The organism is Paenibacillus sp. J22R56, assembly GCF_056269375.1.
This window is the reverse complement of the sequence record NZ_JBWDNV010000007.1, coordinates 296946-319046: the sequence shown is the minus strand read 5'-3', so window position 1 is coordinate 319046 and position 22101 is coordinate 296946. Positions and strand designations below refer to the sequence as shown.

Here is a 22101-nt window from a genome sequence, read left to right as displayed (position 1 = left end):
CGGTACAATTCTTTTGATATATGGCAGTACCTTTAAATCAGCCCAGAGAGGCTGGCAAGGTAGCGTGAATAACAGATCTGCCATACATAGAACAGGGGCCTTAGCCTGAACCGTATCCTGCTGGGATAGCGGCGGCTGAGTTGACCCTCTATGTATGGCTGGTCTCAGGCTCCTTGCGTTGTTAGCAAGGAGCTTTTTTTGTCTCCTTGCTGATGTGCGCGATTGATTATCCATAACGAGGGAGGCGGCAAACGGTGGAGGAAGAGCATCTGGTCATAATGGACGAGACAGCGATCCGAAGAGCACTCACAAGAATCGCTCACGAGATCGTGGAGAAGAACAAAGGCATTGATGACTGCGTTCTGATCGGCATTCTTACTAGAGGGATTTACCTGGCAAGACGAATTGCGGAACGTATCCAAGATATCGAAGGCAAGCCGGTTGAAGTCCGTGAGCTCGACATTACATCTTACCGCGACGACCGAAAAGCTTCTGTGGATGCAAGTGTCGAAATGGCTGCTGTTATCGGTGATCTGAATGGGGAACTATTCTCCGCGCATGATAAGAAAGTTATCTTGTGTGATGATGTGCTGTTCACCGGTCGCACGATCCGGGCAGCGATGGATGCACTTATGGATCGCGGAAGACCGCAAAGCATCCAACTGGCTGTACTGGTAGACAGAGGCCACCGGGAGCTTCCGATTCGGCCCGATTATGTCGGTAAGAATGTGCCGACCTCCAAGCAAGAACAAATTGACGTCTCGTTAACGGAAATCGATCTGAAGGACCAAGTCATGATCATACACCAGAGGGGGCAGGTCTGATGACGACGATGACACAACTTAAACAACGTAGTTTGCTTGGACTAAAAGATCTTAGCAAAGAAGAAATTGAAACAATTTTGGACCGCGCAGCTTACTGGGAGCAGCATCCAAACAAAGTGCATACTACTATGCAGGGCAAATTCGCAGCGAACATGTTCTTCGAGAACAGCACAAGAACAAGATTCTCATTCGAAGTAGCAGAGAAACGTCTTGGAGCGGAAGTGCTGAACTTCTCGGCGGCTGTATCAAGTGTACAGAAGGGCGAATCGATCTATGATACGGTCCGCACACTTGAATCGATGGGAATCGATGTGGGAATCATCCGGTTGAAACCAATTGGTGTACTTGCTGAGCTCGCAACGAAAATTCAAGTACCGCTGATTAACGCTGGTGACGGTAATAACGAGCATCCTACACAGGCACTGCTTGATTTATATACAATGCGCAAACAATTCGGCAATCTGAATGGTCTAACGGTATCCATTATCGGAGACGTTCTGCACAGCCGTGTCGCACGCTCGAACCTGTGGGCGCTTCGCAAGTTTGGTGCGAAAGTTCAGTTCTGCTCGCCAGGCAACATGAAGGCTCCTGAGCTCGACGTTCCATATGTAACGATGGAAGAGGCACTGAAAGCTGATGTGGTCATGATGCTCCGCGTACAGCTGGAGCGCCATGAGAGCGGCATGCTGAACTCGGCAGAAGCTTACCGCGAGCAGTTTGGCCTGACGGTCGAGCGCGCAAGTAAGCTCGCTGAGCATGCGATTATCATGCACCCGGCTCCAATCAACCGCGGCGTTGAGATCGACGATGAACTTGTAGAGCATTCGCAATCACGCATTTTCCCGCAAATGGCAAATGGCGTACCGATTCGGATGGCAGTTGTAGAACGTGCACTGAGCTAACACGAATAAAATCCGGAAGGTGAACAAAACAATGTCAGTATGGATTATTAACGGTAACGTATGGGATAACGCTTCTGGAAGCTTGCAAAAGAAACATATCCGCCTTGAAGGCGAACAAATTGCAGAGATCGTAGACGGCTCTGTAACACCTGATACAGGATCTGCTGAAGTGATTGATGCGGCTGGGAAGCTGGTGTCGGCGGGCTTCATCGATATGCACGTCCATCTGCGTGACCCGGGCTTTGAATATAAAGAAGATATCGCGACAGGTACTAGATCGGCTGCTAAAGGCGGATTTACAACAATCGCTTGTATGCCGAACACCCGTCCTTCAGTAGATACTCCTGAAACGGTGAAATACATTTTGGATAAGAACGCTACGGAAGGTGTCGTAAAGGTTCTTCCTTATGCGGCGATTACAAAGAACCAGCTCGGCCGCGAATTGACAGACTTTGCTGCTTTGAAAGAAGCGGGAGCAATTGGCTTCACGGATGACGGTGTTGGTGTTCAAAGTGCGCAAATGATGAAGGACGCTATGGCACTGGCACAATCGATGAATATGCCAATTATTGCACACTGCGAAGACAACACATTGGTTGAAGGCTTGTATGTAAGCGAAGGCGCCTTCGCCCGTAAGCATGGGCTGAAAGGCATTCCGAACGAATCGGAAGCGATTCATGTCGGCCGCGATGTTCTGCTATCTGAAGCAACAGGCGTTCACTACCATGTATGCCATGTCAGCACTGAGCAATCGGTTCGCCTGATCCGTCTTGCGAAGCAAATCGGCGTACGTGTAACAGCTGAGGTTTGTCCGCATCACCTGGTGCTGTCGGATGAAGATATTCCAGGCATGGATTCGAATTGGAAAATGAATCCGCCGCTTCGTACTCCGCGTGATGTAGAAGCAGTTATCGAGGCGCTTGAAGACGGTACGATCGATATGATCGTAACCGACCATGCACCACACAGCGCGGAAGAGAAAGCTCGTGGCATGCAGCTTGCACCTTTTGGTATCGTAGGCTTCGAAACAGCTTTCCCGCTGCTTTACACGAAGTTCGTGCTGACAGGCAAATGGACGCTTGGCTTCCTGCTTGACCGCATGACTGGTGACCCTGCTCGCGTATTCGGACTTCCGACAGGACGTCTGGAACAAGGGGCACCGGCTGATATTACAATCGTTGATCTGGATAACGAGCGTGAGGTAGATCCTTCTACCTTCGCATCGAAGAGCAACAACACCCCGTTTGGCGGGTGGAAGCTGCAAGGCTGGACGGTAGCAACGATCGTTGACGGCAAAGTCGTATATAACGAATCCGCTAACTAATAGACAAACGAAGACCTGAGGAGTGATACGGATGCAAGCAAGATTATTGTTGGAAGACGGAACGTTGTTTACAGGACAATCTTTCGGCGCGGATACGCAAACGTTGGGAGAAGTTGTTTTTAATACAGGTATTACGGGTTACCAAGAAGTATTGTCCGATCCGTCCTACTGTGGACAAATCGTAACAATGACTTACCCACTGATCGGCAACTACGGGATTTCCCGTGATGACTTTGAATCGATCAGCCCAAGCATTCATGGTTTTGTAGTACGCCGTTATGAGCCGGTACCAAGCAACTGGCGTGCACAATATTCCCTTGGTGATCTGCTGAAGGAATACAACATTCCAGGTATTACTGGCATCGATACTCGTATGCTGACTCGTATTCTTCGTCAGCATGGTACGATGAAAGGCATTCTGACTACTGGTAACGAGCGCATTGAAGAGCTTCAAGAGCGCATCGGTACTTCTAGCCTGATGATCGATCAAGTAGCACGCACATCTACAAAATCCGTATTCTCAAGCCCAGGCTTTGGCGAGCGTATCGTACTCGTTGACTTCGGAGCGAAGAGCGGTATTCTGCGCGAGCTGACGAAACGTGGCTGCGACGTAGTAGTTGTTCCACATAACACAACGGCTGAAGAGATCCGCCGCTTGGCACCAGACGGTATTCAGCTGTCCAATGGCCCTGGGGATCCGAAAGACGTTCCTTACGCGGTAAAAATGATCTCCGAGCTGCTCGGCGAGTTCCCGATCTTCGGCATCTGCCTTGGCCACCAATTGTTTGCACTGGCTTGCGGCGCTGACACAACAAGATTGAAATTCGGCCATCGCGGCGGCAATCATCCGGTTAAAGAACTTGCCAGCGGACGCTGCTACATCACTTCGCAGAACCATGGCTACACCGTTCTTGAAGATTCAATCAACAGCACAGAGCTGTCAGTTACACATATCAACAACAATGATAAGACAATCGAAGGTCTGAAACATAACAAATACCCTGCATTCTCGGTACAATACCATCCAGAAGCAGCACCAGGTCCATTTGATTCCAGCTATCTGTTCGATGAATTCCTGGATATGATCCGCGAACACAAACAGAACAACCCGCAAAAACCACGTCAAGCTGTGCTGGCGGCAACATTGAAAGGAGAACTTCAATATGCCCAAAAATAATGAACTCAAAAAAATTCTCGTTATCGGCTCCGGCCCGATTGTCATCGGACAAGCGGCAGAGTTCGACTATGCTGGTACGCAAGCTTGCCAAGCGTTGAAAGAAGAAGGCTATGAAGTCGTTCTGATCAACAGCAACCCTGCAACAATCATGACGGATACAAACATGGCTGATAAAGTATACATCGAGCCAATTACACTTGATTTCGTATCGCAAATCATTCGCCAAGAGCGTCCAGATGGCCTCTTGCCAACGCTTGGCGGCCAGACTGGTCTGAACATGGCCGTTGAACTGGCACGCGCAGGCGTTCTGGAAGCAGAAAACGTTAAGCTTCTTGGTACACAGCTGACTGCAATCGAGAAAGCAGAAGACCGTGACTTGTTCCGCGACCTGATGCGTGAGCTGGAGCAGCCTGTACCAGAGAGCGTTATCGTAACAACGGTAGAAGAAGCAGTAACTTTTGCCAATGAAATCGGCTATCCAATTATCGTTCGTCCAGCCTATACACTTGGTGGTACTGGCGGAGGTATCTGTGCGAATGAAGAAGAGCTTCGTGAAACAGTTGCTTCAGGTATTCGTTACAGCCCAATCAGCCAGTGCTTGATCGAGAAATCGATCGCAGGCATGAAGGAAGTTGAATATGAAGTTATGCGTGATGCGAACGATAACTGTATCGTTGTCTGCAACATGGAGAACTTTGACCCAGTAGGTGTTCATACTGGCGACAGTATCGTAGTGGCTCCTTCGCAAACATTGTCCGACCGCGAGTATCAAATGCTTCGTTCGGCATCGCTGAAGATCATTCGCGCCCTGAACATCGAAGGCGGCTGTAACGTTCAGTTCGCACTTGATCCGTTTAGCTTCCAATACTATGTAATCGAAGTTAACCCACGTGTTAGCCGCTCGTCGGCGCTGGCATCGAAAGCGACTGGTTACCCAATCGCGAAGATGGCTGCGAAGATTGCAATCGGCTATACGCTGGACGAACTTGTTAACCCGGTAACAGGTCAAACATACGCTATGTTTGAACCAACCCTTGACTATATCGTATCGAAAATTCCGCGCTGGCCTTTCGATAAGTTCGTTAACGCGAACCGTAAGCTTGGCACGCAAATGAAAGCTACAGGCGAAGTTATGGCCATTGGCCGTACTTTCGAAGAATCGATGCACAAAGCGGTTCGTTCGCTTGAGATCGGCGCACATCGTATTCACCTGAAGGAAGCTGTACTACTTGATGACGCTGTTCTGCAAACACGTCTGGCTAAGCCGGATGACGAGCGTATGTTCCTTGTAGCGGAAGCATTCCGCCGTGGTTACAAGCTGCAAGATATTCAAGATTTGACGAAGATCGACTGGTGGTTCCTGGACAAAATCCAAGGTATCGTTGAATTCGAAGATCAAATCCGCAGAGAAGTTGCCCTGTCGCGTGAGACGCTATATGAAGCGAAACGCAAAGGCTTCTCCGACCGTTCGATCGCTGAGATCCGTAAGGAAGGCTTCCCGAACGGCAGCCATACGAACGAGCATGACATTCGCGCGTTCCGTAAAGAGCTGGGCTTCAATCCGGTATACAAAATGGTAGATACTTGCGCCGCTGAGTTTGAAGCAACGACGCCTTACTACTACTCGACATATGAGACAGAGAATGAAGTAACTGAATCGAGCAAAGAGAAAGTACTCGTACTTGGTTCTGGACCAATCCGTATCGGTCAGGGTATCGAGTTCGACTATTCGACTGTACATGCCGTATGGGCGATTCAAAACGCTGGTTATGAAGCGGTTATTATCAACAATAACCCGGAGACTGTATCGACGGACTTCAGCACATCAGATCGTCTGTACTTCGAGCCATTGTTCTTCGAAGACGTAATGAACGTTATTGAGCAAGAGAAACCAATCGGTGTAATTGTACAGTTCGGCGGCCAAACAGCAATCAATCTTGCTGCCCCACTTACAAAAGCTGGCGTACGCATTCTGGGCTCGAGCCTTGAGAGCATCGACGCAGCGGAAGACCGTAAGAAATTCGAAGCTTTGCTTCGCAGCTTGGATATCGCACAGCCAGAAGGCAGCACGGTAACTTCGGTTGACCAAGCGGTAGAAACAGCACAAAAACTCGGCTATCCTGTACTTGTTCGTCCTTCCTACGTCCTTGGCGGCCGTGCGATGGAGATCGTATACTCGGATGAAGAGCTTCTGAGCTACATGGAAGTAGCTGTGAAAATCAACCCAGAGCATCCGGTTCTGATTGACCGTTACATGCTGGGTAAAGAAGCGGAAGTTGACGCGATCTGCGACGGCGAGACTGTTCTGATCCCTGGTATTATGGAACATATCGAGCGCGCAGGCGTTCACTCCGGTGACTCGATCGCGGTATATCCTCCGCAATCACTGTCCGACGATATCAAGAACCAAATCGTCGACATTACCATTAAAATCGCAAAAGCACTGAATGTTGTTGGTCTTGTAAATATCCAATTCGTTATCTTCAATGAAAAAGTATATGTAATCGAAGTTAACCCACGTTCGTCCCGTACTGTACCGTTCCTGAGCAAAGTAACGGATCTGCCAATGGCGAACCTGGCAACAAAAGCGATCCTTGGCACAAAGCTGGCTGACCTTGGTTATGTAGACGGCCTATGGCGTGAAGACAGCTATGTATCGGTTAAAGTACCGGTATTCTCCTTCGCGAAGCTGCGCCGCGTTGACCCTACACTGACTCCAGAGATGAAATCGACGGGTGAGGTTATGGGACGCGACGAGAATTATGCGAAAGCTTTGTACAAAGGCTTGATTGGCGCAGGAATGAAAATTCCAATGTCCGGTGCTATCGTTGCAACAGTGGCTGATAAAGATAAAGAAGAAGCGACTGAACTGCTTCGCGGCTTCTACGATCTGGGCTACAAAATTATTGCAACAGGCGGAACGGCTGATACGCTTGAAGCTACAGGCATGCGTGTAAGACGTGTGAACAAGCTGAGCGAAGGCGCTCCAAACATTCTTGACCTGATCCGTGAAGGTGAAGCACAATTCGTTGTGAATACCTTGACGAAGGGTAAAACACCTGAGCGTGACGGATTCCGTATCCGCCGTGAAGCAGTAGAGAACGGTGTTGTATGTATGACATCGCTTGATACGGTTCGTGCTTTGCTTAAGATGCTCGAGTCGATCAACTTCTCCTCGCGCCCTATGCCGGTGCTTCAGAAGTAATTGAATAGATGAAAGTACGGCCAGCGCCGGTTACTTTCGGAGGAAGAAGCTTTGATGCTTAGTCCCCGAAGCCGGCGGATGGCCGTTTATTTCGACCATAGAAGAGAAAGGGGACTTGGGAGCGATGAGTCTGACAAGAGAACAAGCGGCAGGAAAAGTAATGGTTGCTCTTGATTATGCTAATGCAGCTTCGGCTGAACGGCTGCTGAGTGAACTAGAAGGCATTCCATGCTATATGAAGGTTGGCATGCAGCTCTTTTATGCAGCAGGAACTTCCTTCGTAGAAGGCTTGAAGAAACGTGGCTACCGTGTCTTCCTTGATGTGAAGATGCATGATATTCCGAACACCGTCAAAGGCGGCTCAAATAGTGTAACGAAGCTGGGTGTTGATATGTTCAACGTCCACGCAGCTGGTGGAGCAGCGATGATGGAAGCAGCTGTAGAAGGCGCTGAAGCAGCTCTAATGAATGGACAAGTGAGACCAACTATTATTGCCGTAACGCAGCTGACAAGCACAAGCGTACAGGTTCTAAATGATGAGATTGGTATTTCAGGCTCAGTTGAGGAAGCCGTTGTCCGTTATGCGAAGCTGGCAAAGAAAGCAGGTCTTAATGGTGTTGTTGCTTCACCGCTTGAAGTAGAAATCATTAAAGCTGCATGCGGAAAAGAATTCCAAACAGTAACACCGGGCATTCGTCCGACATGGGCGGCTGCGAATGATCAATCCCGCATTATGACTCCTCGTGAAGCCTTGCAGCAAGGCACCGACTATATGGTAATCGGCCGTCCGATTACGGCTGCGGCAAGCCCGCGTGAAGCATTGGAATCTATTATTGAGGAGCTGATTTAGCTATGAGTAAAGTAACATTAACTGATTTGCCCCGCGCAATAGCTACAAAATTGCTGGAGATCGAAGCGGTAGCGCTTCGTCCAAACGATCCGTTCACTTGGACATCCGGTATGAAATCGCCGATTTATTGTGATAACCGTTTGACTATGACCTATCCAGAGATCCGCGACATGATCGCAGAAGGGTTCGCAACGGTTATCCGCGAGAACTATCCGGATGCAGAAGTAATCGCGGGCACTTCAACTGCTGGTATCCCGCATGCAGCTTGGGTAGCGCAAAAGCTTAACCTGCCAATGGCTTACATCCGCGATAAAGCGAAAGGCCACGGCAAGCAAAACCAAATTGAAGGCCGCATTAACCCAGGACAGAAAGTTGTGGTTATCGAGGACTTGATCTCAACTGGCGGCAGCTCGCTGAAAGCTGGCCTTGCAGTACGTGAAGCAGGCGCGGAAGTACTATCCGTTCTGGCGATCTTCACGTATCAATTCGAGAAAGCCTCTAATTCTTTCGCAGCGGAGAACATGCCGCTTGAAACGTTGTCGAACTATAGCGCGCTGATTGAAGCAGCTGTAGAGATCGGTAAAGTACAAAGCGATGACATCGCGACGCTGCAAGCTTGGCGTGCCAATCCGGAAGAGTTCGGCAAATAGAAATAATGCTATAGAAGAGCAAGTCCCTTGTGGACTTGCTCTTTTTTAATTAAATTCGACACAGTTTTTAAAAATTTTGGTTATTCATTCTAATCTAATGCCCCCTTTTTAACCGATATCATAATAGAGATGATGTTAAGGGGCGATTGGCAGATGAGATTCAACTTAAAATGGAAACTGGCGTTAATTGGGGTGTTACCTCTTTTTTTCTATGTTTTTACCAGTACCTATTTATTGACCGAACTTAAAAAAACGAATGAGACGATGTCACATGATGTATACGGTGTGTCTGCTCGCTCTGCTTCACTTATTCTCAATGCGGATCGTGATTTGTACCAAGCCTTCTCGGCTTATCAATATTTGACCTTGGGAAATTTAAATGAGGGCGGTAAGACGGAATGGAATAACGTACTTAATGAAAATTTGAAGGATGCAGCAGGCCGAGTGAATGAGGCTAAATCCATATTTGAAGCTAATAAACTGCTTGAGATCAAGGGAGAGGACGGCAGGACGATCGGGCAGCTTTTCGAAGAGTTCAATACCGAATATGGTACATGGGCGGAAGTGGTAACCGGATCCATTCAGACAGGTAATGCCGTGGACAAAGATGCAGAGGTACGTGAGCAATTCGAGAAAGCTCGAGGTGGTTTGGATGATCTGAACAGCTTCCTCGAAAGTTATGCTGATCAGCAAATAGCTGAGAGCAAGGAGCAGCTGAACTCAACGAAAAATAGCATTTACATTGGCATGAGTGTGGCTACTATTCTGCTGTCCTTACTTATCTATTTCTCGATTCGCAGCGTCATGAGGACAGTAAGAGCTGTCATGGTGAAAATGAAAATGGTAGCGGAAGGCGATTTGACTGCTGAACGCAGCCTCAAACGAAGCAAGGACGAGCTTGGTGATATTCTACGCTCGGTTGATGATATGACTGATGTCTTGAAACGACTTATCTCCTCTATCGTATCAAGCGCTAAGGACGTTGGGACCTCCACGACACAGTTAAACATTGTGTCTCAAGAATCGGCTTCCGCATCGCAGCATGTGGCGGCAAACATTCAAGAGGTGACGAGTGGCACCGAGGTTCAAGCACGCAGCGCAGAAGAAACGGCGAAGGCGATTGAAGAGATGGCCATCGGTATTCATCGACTCGCTGAGAATACATCGGCTTCGGCTGAGCAGTCAGTCTCAACGGCAGCTGAAGCTGGTCAAGGGCAAGAATCACTTGAGCGGCTGATTGAACAAATGGGAGAGGTTAAGGATGTCATTGCTCAGCTCTCGGACACTATTGAAACATTGGAAACCCGCTCACAGCAAATTGGCGCAATAGCCGAGAATATTACTGCATTCGCCAATCAGACGAATATTTTATCTCTTAATGCTTCTATTGAAGCGGCAAGAGCTGGTGAGCATGGACGTGGCTTTGCCGTCGTTGCTGGCGAGATCCGAAAGCTTGCTGCCAGTTCCCTTGAATCGGCGGATGGCATTCATCAGCTGGTGGCTGAGACAAGAGGAGAAATAACCGGTGCATCAAGCTACATGGTGCGGACGCTGGAAGAAGTGCATCGCAGCAATAACCGGATAGAAGAGCTTCAGCAGAGCTTATCGGTTATTGTGGCTGCAATTGACAACATGACCGAGCAGCTGCAGGAAAATTCGGCTATTACTGAGCAAATGTCCGCCAGCTCCGAGCAGGTTAACGCCTCTATGGAGCAGTCGGCTTCTTCAGCCGCTGCTAACTTGGAGCGTACCGAAAGTGTTGCTGCGGCAACGGAAGAGCAGCTTGCGCTTATGGAGAGCATCGCTTCAGCTGCAAGCCAGTTGGATGGAGTCGCTCGTGAGCTAAATCAGGCAGTAAACACGTTTAAAGTGAATTAAAAAGTATAAAGTGCAAGAGGCTTAGTTCTATTTCCGGAATTGATTAATGGGAAAAGATCTAAGCTTTATTTATTTTAGAATAAATTACAAATGTATTGGAACTTTTTCTGAGCGTGCTGCGTCTATCCTGTTAGATGAGAATTATGAAAGAGAGATAGGGGAGGTATCACATCCGTACATGGCGGCAACAGACAAGGAAGAGCGATTAGATGGAGGGCAGCAAGACGAACAGTTACATAACACCAAGTTGCTGTCGGTAATTGACGTAGAGAGGACTTTCCAAGCCGGAGGAGCACCGCTGCGTGTTCTGAAGGGACTTCATATGGAGCTTAAGCATAACCAGCTTGTTATGCTTCGGGGCAGGTCGGGATCAGGGAAAACAACCCTGCTTAACTGCCTAGGTGGCCTTGATACACCAAGCAAAGGTGAGATCTGGTTTAATGGCAGGGCCTTTCATAAAATGAGCGATAGCGAGCGTACGCTTATTCGACGTAAAGAAATGGGGTTTATCTTCCAAGCGTTTGCATTAATGCCGCTTTTATCAGCTTGGGAGAACGTGGAGCTGTCTCTTCGGATGGCAGGAACGCCACGCTCCGAATGGAAGGAACGAGTTGCGTACTGCTTGGAATTAGTAGGCCTCGAGAAGCGGATGCATCACCGGCCATTTGAGTTGTCCGGCGGTGAGCAGCAGCGCGTTGCGATCGCGAAGGCGATTGCCCATAAACCAATTCTGCTTCTGGCGGATGAACCAACAGCCGAGCTGGATACGAACATGTCCGCTCAAATCATGGCGGTCTTTCAAAATATTATTCGCACCGAACAAGTGACTATCTGTATGACTACACACGATCCTACAATTTTGGAGGTTGCCGATCATGTTTATGAAATGGTGGACGGGAAATTTGTATAAGCGTTCTGCAATTGTAATGATTGCAGCATCGGTACTGCTTACCAGCGGGTGCTCGCTGCTGCCGGCAGAACCGGAAGAGGAGGTGCTGCCGTCTATCGCACCACCACAAATTTCGAAGAAACCGGAATATGAGGTGACGACGGCTACACTTGAGACAAAGGTGCAGGTTATCGGTAAGATGATCTCGCAGCAGGAAGAAACCTTGTATTTTACTCTCGATGGCATGCGTCTGAAGGAGCTCAATATTAAGGCTGGTGATCAAGTAGAAGCTGGTCAAACAATTGGTGTTCTTGATGTTGAACTGATGCAGAAAGATCTGCGTAATCAAAAGCTTGCTTTCCGCAGGGAAGAGACTGCTATGAAGGAAGCGCTCCAGATGAAGGATGAGATGGATCCTATTGAATTCGAGGAGAAATCGATCGCCTTCGAGGAGAAAAAACAGGCCCTCAGCGACTTGGAGGAGCAGATCAGCAGATCCGTCTTAACCTCTCCATTCAGCGGTACGGTTGTAACCCTGAATGTTCAGAAGGGCGATCTGATCAAGGCTTATGATCCGATTGCTGTTATAGCGGATACCAGTGCCCTTGTTCCTGCAGCAAAGCTGACAAAGGACGAACAAGCGAAGATAGCCGTTGGTATGCCGGTGGTCGTCGATATTAACAATGCAGGGCAGTTCAAGGGTACCGTGAAGGCGCTGCCGATCACCAATTCTGATCCAAATGGCGGCGGTGGTGGCGGCGAGCAGCCTGCTAAAGAACGTCCGGAAGATTTTATGATTATTGACTTGAAGGGACTATCTAAAAAGATTAGCCGTGGAACGCCATTATCCATAAATATCATTACGAAAAGGAAGGAAAACGTCGTCGTTATTCCGCCTTCCACGCTTCGTACGATCGGCTCAAGAACATATGTGCAGGTCGTTGACGCAGACGGGAAGCGGGAGGTGGACGTCGAAGTTGGCCAGCAAACCGCAACACAGGTGGAAATTATAAGCGGGCTGACGCCGGGCCAGAAAGTTGTAGGTAGATAACGTATGGGGATTCCGTTATTCCGATTTCTGTTCCGTAAAATGTGGAATACCCGCTGGCTTACTTTAAGCACACTTGCTGGACTTATTCTTGCAGTCGCATTTGCTACAAGTATCCCGATGTACGCCGACGGTGCGTTAAAGCGAGTTGTGGCACAATCACTGCAGGAGAAAAGTGATGGACTTCCAGCCGGATCCTTGCTGATGCGTTATCAGGCGCCAGGCGGCGAGAAGACCGATCCAACTGCATTGAAAGAGCTGGAGCGATTCATTAAAGAAGATGTTCCAGGTAAGATTGGCTTCCCATACCAGACGAATATTACAAGCTATTCGATCCGGGGAGCTGAAGTAGTTCCGGAAGATACGAGCAAGGTGGATGCCAGCCGTATTCGTCAAATGACGATTATGACGATGGCAGATCTGGAAGGGAAAACCGAGCTCACGCAAGGCCGTTGGTTCAAAAACACAGAAGGTGTCGATGACGTTCTGGAGGCGGTGATGCTTGAGGAAGGGATGTACCGCAATGATCTCCATGTTGGTGATGTGCTGGAATATCCGATCTACGGCGGACTTGATCTCACTCTACGCGTCAAGATTGTGGGTGTTGTAAAACCAATCAATCAAACGGATCCTTACTGGTACCAAGGTCTAGAAGGCCTAATGAATACCTTCCAGATCAGCGAAACGGAGTTTATGGGTTCACTGATTCAAAAAGCAGGTGTCCCAGTCAACAATGCAAGCTGGTATTATGCGTTTGATTTGTCGCAGGTGAAGACCAGTCAGCTTTCTCCGCTTAGCCGGACATTAGAGCGGCTCAATATCGATTTGTATCAGAGACTTAAAGGTGCAAAAGTTGAGATTTCCTTCGCGTCTACCTTAACGGAATTCAAGAAGCAGAGCTTACAGCTGCAAACCTTGCTCTTTACGCTGGCGGCTCCGATGATCGCCATGGTGTTCTACTTTATAGCCATGAATGCGAGACAGTCTCTGGATAAGCAGCGCAGCGATATTGCTGTTCTGCGAAGCAGAGGGGCGGGAACAAGGCAGATCATATGGATCTACTTGCTCGAGGGCTTACTGCTCGGAAGTGTGGCGATTGTGGCAGGGCCATTAATCGGTTGGTTTATGGCCAAGAGTATAGGCTCAGCGGATGGTTTCCTATCCTTCGTAAACCGAAAGTCAATTCCGGTTGGCTTCTCGACTGAAGCTATTATTGCTGGAGCGGCTGCAGTATTGCTTGCCGTGCTTTCAACAGTTATTCCAGCTGTTATTTATGCACGTTCATCCATCGTCAGCTACAAACGAGACCTTGCACGTTCTGACCGCGGTCCAATCTGGCAGCGCTGGTTCCTCGACATCGTCTTGCTCGCGATTGCCGGTTACGGCTGGTACATGTTTAACGAGCGGCAGATGCTTAGCTTCCAGACAGGGATGACGACAGATCAATTAAATGTACAGCCGTTTCTGTTCTTCGTACCAGCGCTGTCCATATTCGCTCTTGGTCTCTTCTGCCTGCGCTTGTTCCCATGGCTGTTGAAACTGTTTAACTGGCTTGGACGCAAGTTTTTGCCGGTACCTTTATATTTGACGCTGACTCAGTTATCACGTTCATCCAAAGGTTATTATCCGCTTATGATTCTGCTTATTCTAACGCTTGGCCTAGGCGTATATAATGCATCAGCTGCACGGACGATTGACCTTAACTCAACAGAACGGACGTTATACAAATATGGTTCGGATGTGACAGTTCAGACGGTATGGGAAGGCACCGTTGAGGTCTCTCAGCCAAGTGGCGGAGGTAATGGCAATGGCGGCGGAAATGGTGGAGGAAGCGGCGGTGGTGGCACTGGCGGTGGATCTGGTGGAGGAGGAGGTGCTGGCGGCGGAGGCGGCCAGCAGCCGGTCCCAACCAAGATCTTATATAATGAACCACCATTTGAAGTATTCCGTAAGCTGGAGGGCGTAGAAGCTGCGGCACGTGTCCTGCAGACGAAAGGCAATGTTGTTGTATCAGGGAAATCAATCGGCCAAGGCACTGTAATGGGAATCGACAATGTTGATTTCGCTAAGGTTGCATGGTTCCGAAGTGATTTGTTCCCGATTCATCCTTACAATTATTTGAATTATTTAGGCATGTACGAGCAAGCAGCACTTATCCCATCAAATGTGGCGACAAAATACCAGCTTAAGACTGGTGATCTGATCTCTGTTGGTTTCTCGGAAGGTATGCTGGATTTCGTCGTGGTAGGCATCCTGCCTTATTGGCCGACCCAATACCCGGATCAGTCGCCGTTTGTTATCACAAATCTTGATTACCTGTATGACCAGCTTCCAATCATGCCTTACGAGGTATGGCTGAAGATGAAGCCGGATGCAAAAGTCGCTCCAATTGTAGAAGAGCTGCAGAAGGCAGGTATCGAGATTGCTAACGTGAAAGATGTTCGATCGGAGCTGATTACCCAATCGAAACTTCCAACAAGAGGCGGCGTATTCGGAATTCTAAGCCTTGGCTTCCTAGTCTCGGTCATCGTTACTTTAACCGGTTATGTCTTGTATTGGTTCTTTAACCTATCGGGACGTGTCGTACAATTTGGTGTACTGCGGGCGATGGGACTGTCCCGAAGGCAGTTGACCGGCATGTTATTGCTGGAGCAGCTGTTTACGGCGGGTCTTTCAATTGGTCTAGGTATTCTGATAGGCAAAATTACGAGCCTTATCTTCCTGCCATTCCTGCAAACTGCGGAAAATGTAGCAGATACCGTACCACCATTCCGGGTTGTCTTCGACTCGAAAGATACCAATCAGTTATATGCAGTAGTTGGATTTATGATGGTCACAGGAGCAGTGCTGCTCTTCCTGCATATCCGCAGGCTGCGTGTGCATCAAGCGGTCAAAATGGGAGAGGAGCGGTAACAACATATGATCACATGCGAAGGACTCGTTAAAATTTACAAGAGTGATGACTTGGAAGTTGTCGCTTTGCAAGGACTTAACTTGAAGGTGGAAGACGGCGAGCTGATGGCCATTATCGGCAACAGTGGCAGCGGGAAATCAACCTTACTGAATATATTGGGCGGACTTGACCGCCCTTCTGCAGGCTCCGTTCAGGTCGGACCGTGGGATTTGCTTAAAATCTCAGAGGATGATCTGGTTAAATACAAGCGTGAGACGGTAGGCTTCATCTGGCAAAACAACGCACGTAACTTGCTGCCTTATTTATCAGCATTAGAGAACGTTGAAATGCCAATGATGCTCTCTGGTAAAGTAGACCGGACTTATGCGAAACAACTTCTCGAATGGGTTGGTCTCAAGGAGCGGATGCATAACAAGCTGCATCAGCTCTCAGGCGGCGAGCAGCAGCGTGTTGCTATTGCTATCTCGCTATGTAATCGCCCGAAGCTTCTGCTCGCTGATGAGCCTACGGGGTCTGTAGACACCGCAACCTCCGATCTTATCATGGGCATATTCCGTAAGCTTAATAAGGAGCTGGGAGTTACGATCGTTATCGTTACTCATGATCTTACCCTTGCAGGCAAGGTAGACCGTGTTGTTGCTATACGTGATGGTCTAACAAGTACGGAATTTCTGAAAAGAAATCCGAATATGATTCCCGGTGGAGGTGAGGAGCCAGAAGAGAAAGGACTTCAAGCCGTTCATGAGGCATATGTCGTTGTTGATCGTGTAGGTCGATTACAGGTGCCCAAGGAGTACTTGAATGCATTAAACATTAAAGACAAGGCATCGATGGAATTTGACGGTGAGCGGATTATCATTTCGCCGCCTAAATCACTGGGGGGTTAGAAACGAATGAACAGAAAATGGGCGTCTAAAACAACATTTTTATCATTGGCACTAATTATGATTATTTCGCTTCTTGCGGCATGCAGCAAAGGTTCAGAGAGCACGGCAGAGAAACATGTGCTTCGTCTTGGGGTCCTGTACGGAGGAGCTGATAACGAATCTTATGTCCGCCAGCAGTATACCGATACGTACGAAATGATGCATAAAAATATTGATTTCGAAATCGTAAGTGCGATTGACTATAATGAGCAGCGCTACGATACACCGGGACCGGATGGCGTGACTCCACAGCCGGATCCTTTTGTAAAAATGAAGGAAATGCTTACCGGTGATAATCCAGTTGACGTTGTTATTCTGGATTACAGCATGCTGCGCCGTCTGATTCAAGATAATCTGCTGCAGCAGCTTGATCCGCTCATCCAGAAGAGCAAATTCGATCTGACTGATTATGTACCAACTGTGCTGGATGGCATCAAGTCAGCTGACGACAGCAATAACATTTACGCATTGACGCCTACTTTCAGTTCTTCCGCGCTCTACTATAACAAAAAATTATTCGCAGATGCAGGCGTTGAGCCGCCTGTGGATGGTATGACTTGGGAAGATGTCATTAACAAAGCGAAGCTAGTATCCTCCGGTGAAGGCACAGACCGCAAATTTGGTTTGTCCATTAACCGCTGGGCTGGCGACGGCTTCAGCGATATCCAAACGTACAGCGCTCCATTGCAGCTCAAAATGTGGGATGACAAAGGCGAGAAGATGCTTGTGAATAACGAGCAGTGGGAATCGGTATGGAACACGGTAGCAGATCTGTATAAACAAAAGATCTCTCCAAGCCAGGAAGATATGAGCGCTTGGCAGCAAAAGGTTACAACCGATAATCCAGGCTCCTACAATCCAATTGGCGGCGATATGTTCATGAATGGCAAAGTAGCTATGACCATCGGGGAATATGGCTATGTGAATGAACTGAGCAACACGATGAACAATGCTTCCAAAATAAAAAACTTCAACCCATTTGAATGGGATGTTGTAACGATGCCTACACAAACATCTAAACCGGGCATTGGCGGAAATATTTACTTCAGCCAGCTGATGGGGATTAATGCAAAAGCTCAAAATGCTGATGATGCATGGGATTTCATTCAATTCACGAACAGCGCAGAATGGGCGGAAATGAAATCGCGCAGCACGTATGAGCTGGTTGCACGCAAAGAGTATTTGAAACCGAAAAACGGCATGAGCTACAATATCGATGCTTTCACAACATTGAAGCCGATTCCTCCACAATCGACGGATACAGAAAAGCTGATGCGTGAGAAGCCAGGTATCTGGGAAGCGCAATCCCCTGGTTATGAACTGTTCCAGAAGGTGGCCAAAGGGGATATGTCTGCGAAGGAAGCGCTGCAGGAATGGGAAACGAAGGGTAATGCTGTACTGGAGAAAATCAAGAACAACCCGACTGGCAATATAGACGGTGGCGGCAAACCAATGCCATTGGATGATGTAGCGGTAGACGTTAAACCGGTCGGCTGATTCTAAATGACGGTTGATAAAATGCAAAAGAAGCCCAGCAGAAATCCTGCTGGGCTTCTTTCTCGTTATGGTGCATATCTATCCTTGCAGTGCGAACGTCTTATCAACATGCCACACACCACTTACCGTCTTGCGCAGCAGATGCAGCGAATCAATTATTGAGGTCAGATTAACCTCTGACATCCTCAGATTGCCGTAGAGGTCATGGAGCTCGTCTGGCGGCATATTTTGCCCGATCGTCACGTGTGGGGTGTAGACGAAGTTTGGAGCCGGTACGTCGAGTGGACCTTGGCATACAGCTTGATGGAGTTTAATCATCGGCGCCGGATCCTCAAGTGCCAGATACAGCACATGACTGGCCGGATAAAAGGAAGAGACGCGGTTATATCGGATTTGGAACGGCTTCGTCTGGGATGCGACAGCTTCCAGATGCTCTGTTATCGCCGGCAGCTGAGACTCAGAAAGTTCTTCTTTGTCCCGGATAGTCATATGCGGCGGTATGATCGAATAATGGGGATCATGTCGAATACGCCAGCTGTTGGCGAAATCCTGCACGGCTTGTGATGGAAATACAGCAATACCATAAAGCATACTCATCAACTCCTTCATTTAAATATAAGAAATTATAGGTTTTCTCTATCCTGTGCTTATATTTCACTCGCGAAACGTATGCACCCTCCTAAGAATGGTGCAGCCGTTTACGCTAGTTGCGATAATTTGATTATACCCAATTTGGCTGATTTCTCCGAATTTGGGCAATAAAATTGGGCAATATAAGTGTCGAGGAGGGATTCGTTATGAAATGGATATATTGGGTACGGTTATACGAAACCAAATTTCAAGCAGGATGTCTTGTAAGACGGATGGAGAATGACTGGTGGGTGTACGGCTATGAATGCCCTCAGGAAATCGAAGTATTCAAGTCTAAAAAAGGCCGTTTTGGTGTACGTTTTCTTGTTTAAGGATATGTTGGAGAGGGAACAACAATAAGCCTAAAAATGAATCGTACATATATTTTCCTCGAAAGAGAAATAAATGCTTGACGTAGTATATAGGTGTATAGTATATTAATTGATGTCGCCATTTCAATTTGATGACTTAAACAAATGGATATCGCGGGGTGGAGCAGCTCGGTAGCTCGTCGGGCTCATAACCCGAAGGCCGCAGGTTCAAATCCTGCCCCCGCAACCAACCACTCGTCTGAAACGTGATCGTGGCGTTTTACGAGGGCCCTTAGCTCAGTTGGTTAGAGCGGTCGGCTCATAACCGATTGGTCGTGGGTTCGAGTCCCTCAGGGCCCACCATTTGAAGCATCAAAACAAAATGCCGGGGTGGCGGAACTGGCAGACGCACAGGACTTAAAATCCTGCGGTGGGTGACCACCGTACGGGTTCGATTCCCGTCCTCGGCACCATTTTCTTGAACTACATAGCTTCATAAGATAAACCCCTTTTGCTTGGCCTTGTGCCAGGTGAAAGGGGTTTTTACATTGCGCATTCCGCTTATAAAGTAGGAGTGGATGCTTGTCCTCGTATCCTTTACAATAGGAAGACAATGTTGAATGAAAAGGTGGTTCCTAGATGGCGGGTAGTAAACATTATGTCGTATGGGTAGGAAAGCAGCCGGGTGTTTACAAGAGCTGGCCGGAGTGTCAGTCGCAGGTGAACGGTTATCCAGAGGCGAAATATAAATCTTTCGAATCCAAGGATAAGGCGGAAGCGGCTTATAAAGAGGGCTGGAAAAGCCACTGGGGGCAAGGCAAAGGAGCGTCTACGTCGTCTGCTGCGGCTGTCAAAAGCAAGGGAGCATCATTTGCCGCTAAGTCGGCATCCGCTTCAGCAGAAGAGCAGGAGATCGATTACAACAGTATTTCGGTTGATGTGGGGACTAGAGGCAATCCCGGTCCGGTGGAATACAAAGGCGTAGATACACAAACCGGCGATATCCTGTTCTATGTAGGACCAATTCCGAACGGTACGAATAATCTTGGTGAATTTATCGCAGTAGTTCATGCGTTGGATTATTTGAAGAAACAAGGCAGCAGCCAGACGATCTACAGTGACTCGAGAACGGCGCTTAGCTGGCTGCGCAATAAAAAGATCGCATCAACTCTAGTTAGAGATGCTTCTACGAAGCAGATCTGGGACCTTGCGGACTGGGCAGTTGATTGGCTGCGCAATAATACGTACTCCAATAAAGTTGTGAAATGGAACACGGAAGAATGGGGAGAAATTCGCGCAGACTTCGGGAGAAAGTAAAGGGAGAAGACAGATGGAATTTCAACTGAACAATGATTGGGCAGAGCTTCTTCAGCCTGAGATGGATGAGCCGTATTTTAAACTAATGGCGGAGCAGCTTGATGGGTTGTATCAAACGAAGACGGTATATCCGAAATTCGAGCATATATTTAATGCCTTGCAGTATACGCCGTATGAACAAACGCGTGTCGTTCTGATTGGACAGGATCCTTATCATGGACCAGGGCAAGCACATGGGCTTAGTTTCTCGGTACAGCAGGGAATCGCCATTCCGCCTTCGCTGCGAAATATTTATAAAGAGCTGAGAGAAGATATTGGCTGCCCGATCCCGCAGCATGGCTCTCTGCAGACATGGGCGAAGCAAGGTGTATTGCTGCTGAATACGGTTTTGACCGTCGAAGAGGGGCAGCCAAACTCCCATCAGAAGATCGGCTGGGAACGGTTCACGAACCGGGTGATTCAGTTGCTGAACGAGCGGGATAAGCCGGTAGTGTTTCTCTTATGGGGCAAGCATGCCCAAGATAAAGCAGCATTTATTGATGCAGACAAGCATCCGATTATCGCTTCTGCGCATCCTAGTCCACTTGCGGCAAGGAGAGGTTTTTTTGGCAGCCGTCCATTCTCGAAAGTAAATGAACATCTTCGCAGCATTGGCAGCAAGGAGATTGACTGGGCTTTGCCTGAACAGGCGGAGGAATAAGGAATACAAAAAAGCCTCCTAGGTCCACCATAAAGGTGACCAGGAGGCTTTTAGCTTGTTTAGCTAGCCACAGCAGAGCTGCTTACAGCGATGTCAGATGAAGATACGCCATCTTCAGCAGAAGCCAGTACAGGCTTGTAAGCCGCATCTACATAAGTAGTAGCGCTGACTTCAGTAATGACCTGTGGATACATTTTGTCCGGATCTGGCTGAACCGTTTCAACTTGAATGACCGCTTGGCCGTCAACGAAGTTGATCGATGTTACTTTAAGGCCATAACCCGGATGTGGTGCTTGGCCGGAAATCGTTACTTGGTTAATGTCTTTATTAACAGAAGTAACGGTTAATTTAAGGTCTTGGATTTCCTGATAGGCAGGAATCGTAGGCGTGTCTTTTACGAATTGGATACCATCATAGAGCCATGCTGCTGCATCACTACGAGTGATCGCTTTTTTCGGATAGAAATTGTTGTTCTTATCGAGGGAAGCGATTTTTGAAATGAGCAGCTTTTGAATGCTGTCCATGTAATCCTTATTAACATCTTTCTCATCATTAAGAGTCATGAACATCTCAATGAAGGCATAGTCTCCTTGCTTCATAATCGCTTTGAACAAATGATGGGCGAATTGCTCGCGTGTCATTACGTCATCAGCTTTTACATTCTTAGGTACATCAATGCCGTTATATTGAGCAATGATGAACGCTTTGGAATACCATGCATTGTCTTTCAAGTTTGTGTAATAATCGGATACTTTAGGCTCTTTGATGAAACGAATGTTGTCGATGTTCAAATTGAAGCCATTGACGAGCAGCGTAATGCCTGCCGCGTATGTCAGCTTGCCGTTCGAATTGAACTTATCGCCTTTTTCGCCTTTAATAACACCTTGTTTTTGCAGAGCTTCAATCTTTGATTGGTTTGGATCTTTACCGGTATCACTGAAGGCAAATACGGATTGTCCCAAAGTAAAGACAAGCAGCATCGATACTGCCAATAATAGTACTGTTTTTATTTTCATGAACGAATCTCCTTTTGTGTAGTATTTGCTATAGCACCTATAA

General features: G+C 48.0%; 18 protein-coding genes and 3 tRNA genes. 19 read left to right on the top strand and 2 right to left on the bottom strand.

Annotated features, from left to right (window positions below; all coding sequences use genetic code 11):
* Positions 1–254 precede the first annotated feature (254 nt).
* From pyrR to AC0YNT_RS18530, 13 genes are all read left to right on the top strand, one after another.
* Positions 255–824, top strand: a complete 570-nt coding sequence (pyrR, locus tag AC0YNT_RS18590) for a bifunctional pyr operon transcriptional regulator/uracil phosphoribosyltransferase PyrR (RefSeq protein WP_475805976.1) — start codon at positions 255–257, stop codon at positions 822–824.
* Positions 821–1726 (top strand): aspartate carbamoyltransferase catalytic subunit, encoded by a 906-nt coding sequence (locus tag AC0YNT_RS18585; RefSeq protein WP_475806062.1) that lies wholly within the window; start codon positions 821–823, stop codon positions 1724–1726. Before pyrR ends, AC0YNT_RS18585 begins: the two co-directional genes overlap by 4 nt.
* Positions 1727–1757: 31 nt before the next feature.
* Positions 1758–3050, top strand: a complete 1293-nt coding sequence (locus AC0YNT_RS18580) for a dihydroorotase (protein WP_475805975.1) — start codon at positions 1758–1760, stop codon at positions 3048–3050.
* 31 nt (positions 3051–3081) lie between these two features.
* Positions 3082–4227, top strand: coding sequence for a carbamoyl phosphate synthase small subunit (locus AC0YNT_RS18575; RefSeq protein WP_475805974.1), 1146 nt, complete (start codon positions 3082–3084; stop codon positions 4225–4227).
* Positions 4214–7432: a carbamoyl-phosphate synthase large subunit gene (carB, locus tag AC0YNT_RS18570; RefSeq protein WP_475805973.1), complete on the top strand. Its 3219-nt coding sequence runs from the start codon at positions 4214–4216 to the stop codon at positions 7430–7432. Before AC0YNT_RS18575 ends, carB begins: the two co-directional genes overlap by 14 nt.
* Positions 7433–7556: 124 nt before the next feature.
* The gene (pyrF, locus tag AC0YNT_RS18565) at positions 7557–8282 is read left to right on the top strand and encodes an orotidine-5'-phosphate decarboxylase (RefSeq protein ID WP_475805972.1); all 726 of its coding nucleotides are present in this window, start codon (positions 7557–7559) and stop codon (positions 8280–8282) included.
* Positions 8283–8284: 2 nt separating this feature from the next.
* Positions 8285–8932, top strand: coding sequence for an orotate phosphoribosyltransferase (gene pyrE, locus AC0YNT_RS18560; protein ID WP_475805971.1), 648 nt, complete (start codon positions 8285–8287; stop codon positions 8930–8932).
* 153 nt (positions 8933–9085) lie between these two features.
* On the top strand, positions 9086–10810 hold the full coding sequence (locus AC0YNT_RS18555) for a methyl-accepting chemotaxis protein (protein WP_475805970.1): 1725 nt from the start codon (positions 9086–9088) through the stop codon (positions 10808–10810).
* A gap of 178 nt (positions 10811–10988) precedes the next feature.
* A complete protein-coding gene (locus AC0YNT_RS18550; protein WP_475805969.1) occupies positions 10989–11720 on the top strand; it encodes an ABC transporter ATP-binding protein in 732 nt (243 codons plus the stop codon).
* Positions 11686–12750: an efflux RND transporter periplasmic adaptor subunit gene (locus AC0YNT_RS18545; protein ID WP_475805968.1), complete on the top strand. Its 1065-nt coding sequence runs from the start codon at positions 11686–11688 to the stop codon at positions 12748–12750. The genes AC0YNT_RS18550 and AC0YNT_RS18545 overlap by 35 nt, the downstream gene beginning before the upstream one ends.
* Before the next feature lie 3 nt (positions 12751–12753).
* Positions 12754–15660: an ABC transporter permease gene (locus AC0YNT_RS18540; RefSeq protein ID WP_475805967.1), complete on the top strand. Its 2907-nt coding sequence runs from the start codon at positions 12754–12756 to the stop codon at positions 15658–15660.
* A gap of 6 nt (positions 15661–15666) precedes the next feature.
* Positions 15667–16548, top strand: a complete 882-nt coding sequence (locus AC0YNT_RS18535; protein ID WP_475805966.1) for an ABC transporter ATP-binding protein — start codon at positions 15667–15669, stop codon at positions 16546–16548.
* 6 nt (positions 16549–16554) lie between these two features.
* Positions 16555–18084: an ABC transporter substrate-binding protein gene (locus AC0YNT_RS18530; RefSeq protein WP_475805965.1), complete on the top strand. Its 1530-nt coding sequence runs from the start codon at positions 16555–16557 to the stop codon at positions 18082–18084.
* Between the two features lie 78 nt (positions 18085–18162).
* On the opposite strand, the gene AC0YNT_RS18525 is transcribed toward AC0YNT_RS18530, so the two are convergent.
* The gene (locus AC0YNT_RS18525; RefSeq protein WP_475805964.1) at positions 18163–18675 is read right to left on the bottom strand and encodes a 2'-5' RNA ligase family protein; all 513 of its coding nucleotides are present in this window, start codon (positions 18673–18675) and stop codon (positions 18163–18165) included.
* A 206-nt stretch (positions 18676–18881) separates the two neighbouring features.
* Here AC0YNT_RS18525 and AC0YNT_RS18520 point away from each other — a divergent pair, with 206 nt between their 5' ends.
* The 6 genes from AC0YNT_RS18520 to AC0YNT_RS18495 all read left to right on the top strand — a co-directional run bounded on the left by AC0YNT_RS18520 (position 18882) and on the right by AC0YNT_RS18495 (position 21042).
* Complete coding sequence (locus tag AC0YNT_RS18520; RefSeq protein ID WP_167277812.1) at positions 18882–19046, top strand: hypothetical protein; 165 nt, start codon at positions 18882–18884, stop codon at positions 19044–19046.
* Positions 19047–19198: 152 nt separating this feature from the next.
* Positions 19199–19275 (top strand) — tRNA-Met (locus AC0YNT_RS18515).
* A gap of 36 nt (positions 19276–19311) precedes the next feature.
* Positions 19312–19388: transfer RNA gene (locus AC0YNT_RS18510), tRNA-Ile, on the top strand.
* A gap of 21 nt (positions 19389–19409) precedes the next feature.
* Positions 19410–19498, top strand: a tRNA-Leu gene (locus AC0YNT_RS18505).
* 166 nt (positions 19499–19664) lie between these two features.
* Positions 19665–20342 (top strand): ribonuclease H, encoded by a 678-nt coding sequence (rnhA, locus tag AC0YNT_RS18500; protein WP_475805963.1) that lies wholly within the window; start codon positions 19665–19667, stop codon positions 20340–20342.
* Between the two features lie 13 nt (positions 20343–20355).
* On the top strand, positions 20356–21042 hold the full coding sequence (locus AC0YNT_RS18495) for a uracil-DNA glycosylase (protein WP_475805962.1): 687 nt from the start codon (positions 20356–20358) through the stop codon (positions 21040–21042).
* A 59-nt stretch (positions 21043–21101) separates the two neighbouring features.
* Here AC0YNT_RS18495 and AC0YNT_RS18490 read toward each other — a convergent pair whose 3' ends face one another.
* Positions 21102–22058 (bottom strand): S-layer homology domain-containing protein, encoded by a 957-nt coding sequence (locus AC0YNT_RS18490; protein ID WP_475805961.1) that lies wholly within the window; start codon positions 22056–22058, stop codon positions 21102–21104.
* Positions 22059–22101: the final 43 nt, after the last annotated feature.

Bases quoted from the DNA above. Each gene is read 5' to 3' on its own strand.
- AC0YNT_RS18580 (WP_475805975.1), top strand. From the start codon at position 1,758: ATGTCAGTATGGATTATTAACGGTAACGTATGGGATAACGCTTCTGGA.
- AC0YNT_RS18575 (WP_475805974.1), top strand. From the start codon at position 3,082: ATGCAAGCAAGATTATTGTTGGAAGACGGAACGTTGTTTACAGGACAA.
- carB (WP_475805973.1), top strand. From the start codon at position 4,214: ATGCCCAAAAATAATGAACTCAAAAAAATTCTCGTTATCGGCTCCGGC.
- pyrF (WP_475805972.1), top strand. From the start codon at position 7,557: ATGAGTCTGACAAGAGAACAAGCGGCAGGAAAAGTAATGGTTGCTCTT.
- pyrE (WP_475805971.1), top strand. From the start codon at position 8,285: ATGAGTAAAGTAACATTAACTGATTTGCCCCGCGCAATAGCTACAAAA.
- AC0YNT_RS18555 (WP_475805970.1), top strand. From the start codon at position 9,086: ATGAGATTCAACTTAAAATGGAAACTGGCGTTAATTGGGGTGTTACCT.
- AC0YNT_RS18550 (WP_475805969.1), top strand. From the start codon at position 10,989: ATGGCGGCAACAGACAAGGAAGAGCGATTAGATGGAGGGCAGCAAGAC.
- AC0YNT_RS18545 (WP_475805968.1), top strand. From the start codon at position 11,686: ATGTTTATGAAATGGTGGACGGGAAATTTGTATAAGCGTTCTGCAATT.
- AC0YNT_RS18540 (WP_475805967.1), top strand. From the start codon at position 12,754: ATGGGGATTCCGTTATTCCGATTTCTGTTCCGTAAAATGTGGAATACC.
- AC0YNT_RS18535 (WP_475805966.1), top strand. From the start codon at position 15,667: ATGATCACATGCGAAGGACTCGTTAAAATTTACAAGAGTGATGACTTG.
- AC0YNT_RS18530 (WP_475805965.1), top strand. From the start codon at position 16,555: ATGAACAGAAAATGGGCGTCTAAAACAACATTTTTATCATTGGCACTA.
- AC0YNT_RS18525 (WP_475805964.1), bottom strand. From the start codon at position 18,675: ATGCTTTATGGTATTGCTGTATTTCCATCACAAGCCGTGCAGGATTTC.
- AC0YNT_RS18520 (WP_167277812.1), top strand. From the start codon at position 18,882: ATGAAATGGATATATTGGGTACGGTTATACGAAACCAAATTTCAAGCA.
- rnhA (WP_475805963.1), top strand. From the start codon at position 19,665: ATGGCGGGTAGTAAACATTATGTCGTATGGGTAGGAAAGCAGCCGGGT.
- AC0YNT_RS18495 (WP_475805962.1), top strand. From the start codon at position 20,356: ATGGAATTTCAACTGAACAATGATTGGGCAGAGCTTCTTCAGCCTGAG.
- AC0YNT_RS18490 (WP_475805961.1), bottom strand. From the start codon at position 22,058: ATGAAAATAAAAACAGTACTATTATTGGCAGTATCGATGCTGCTTGTC.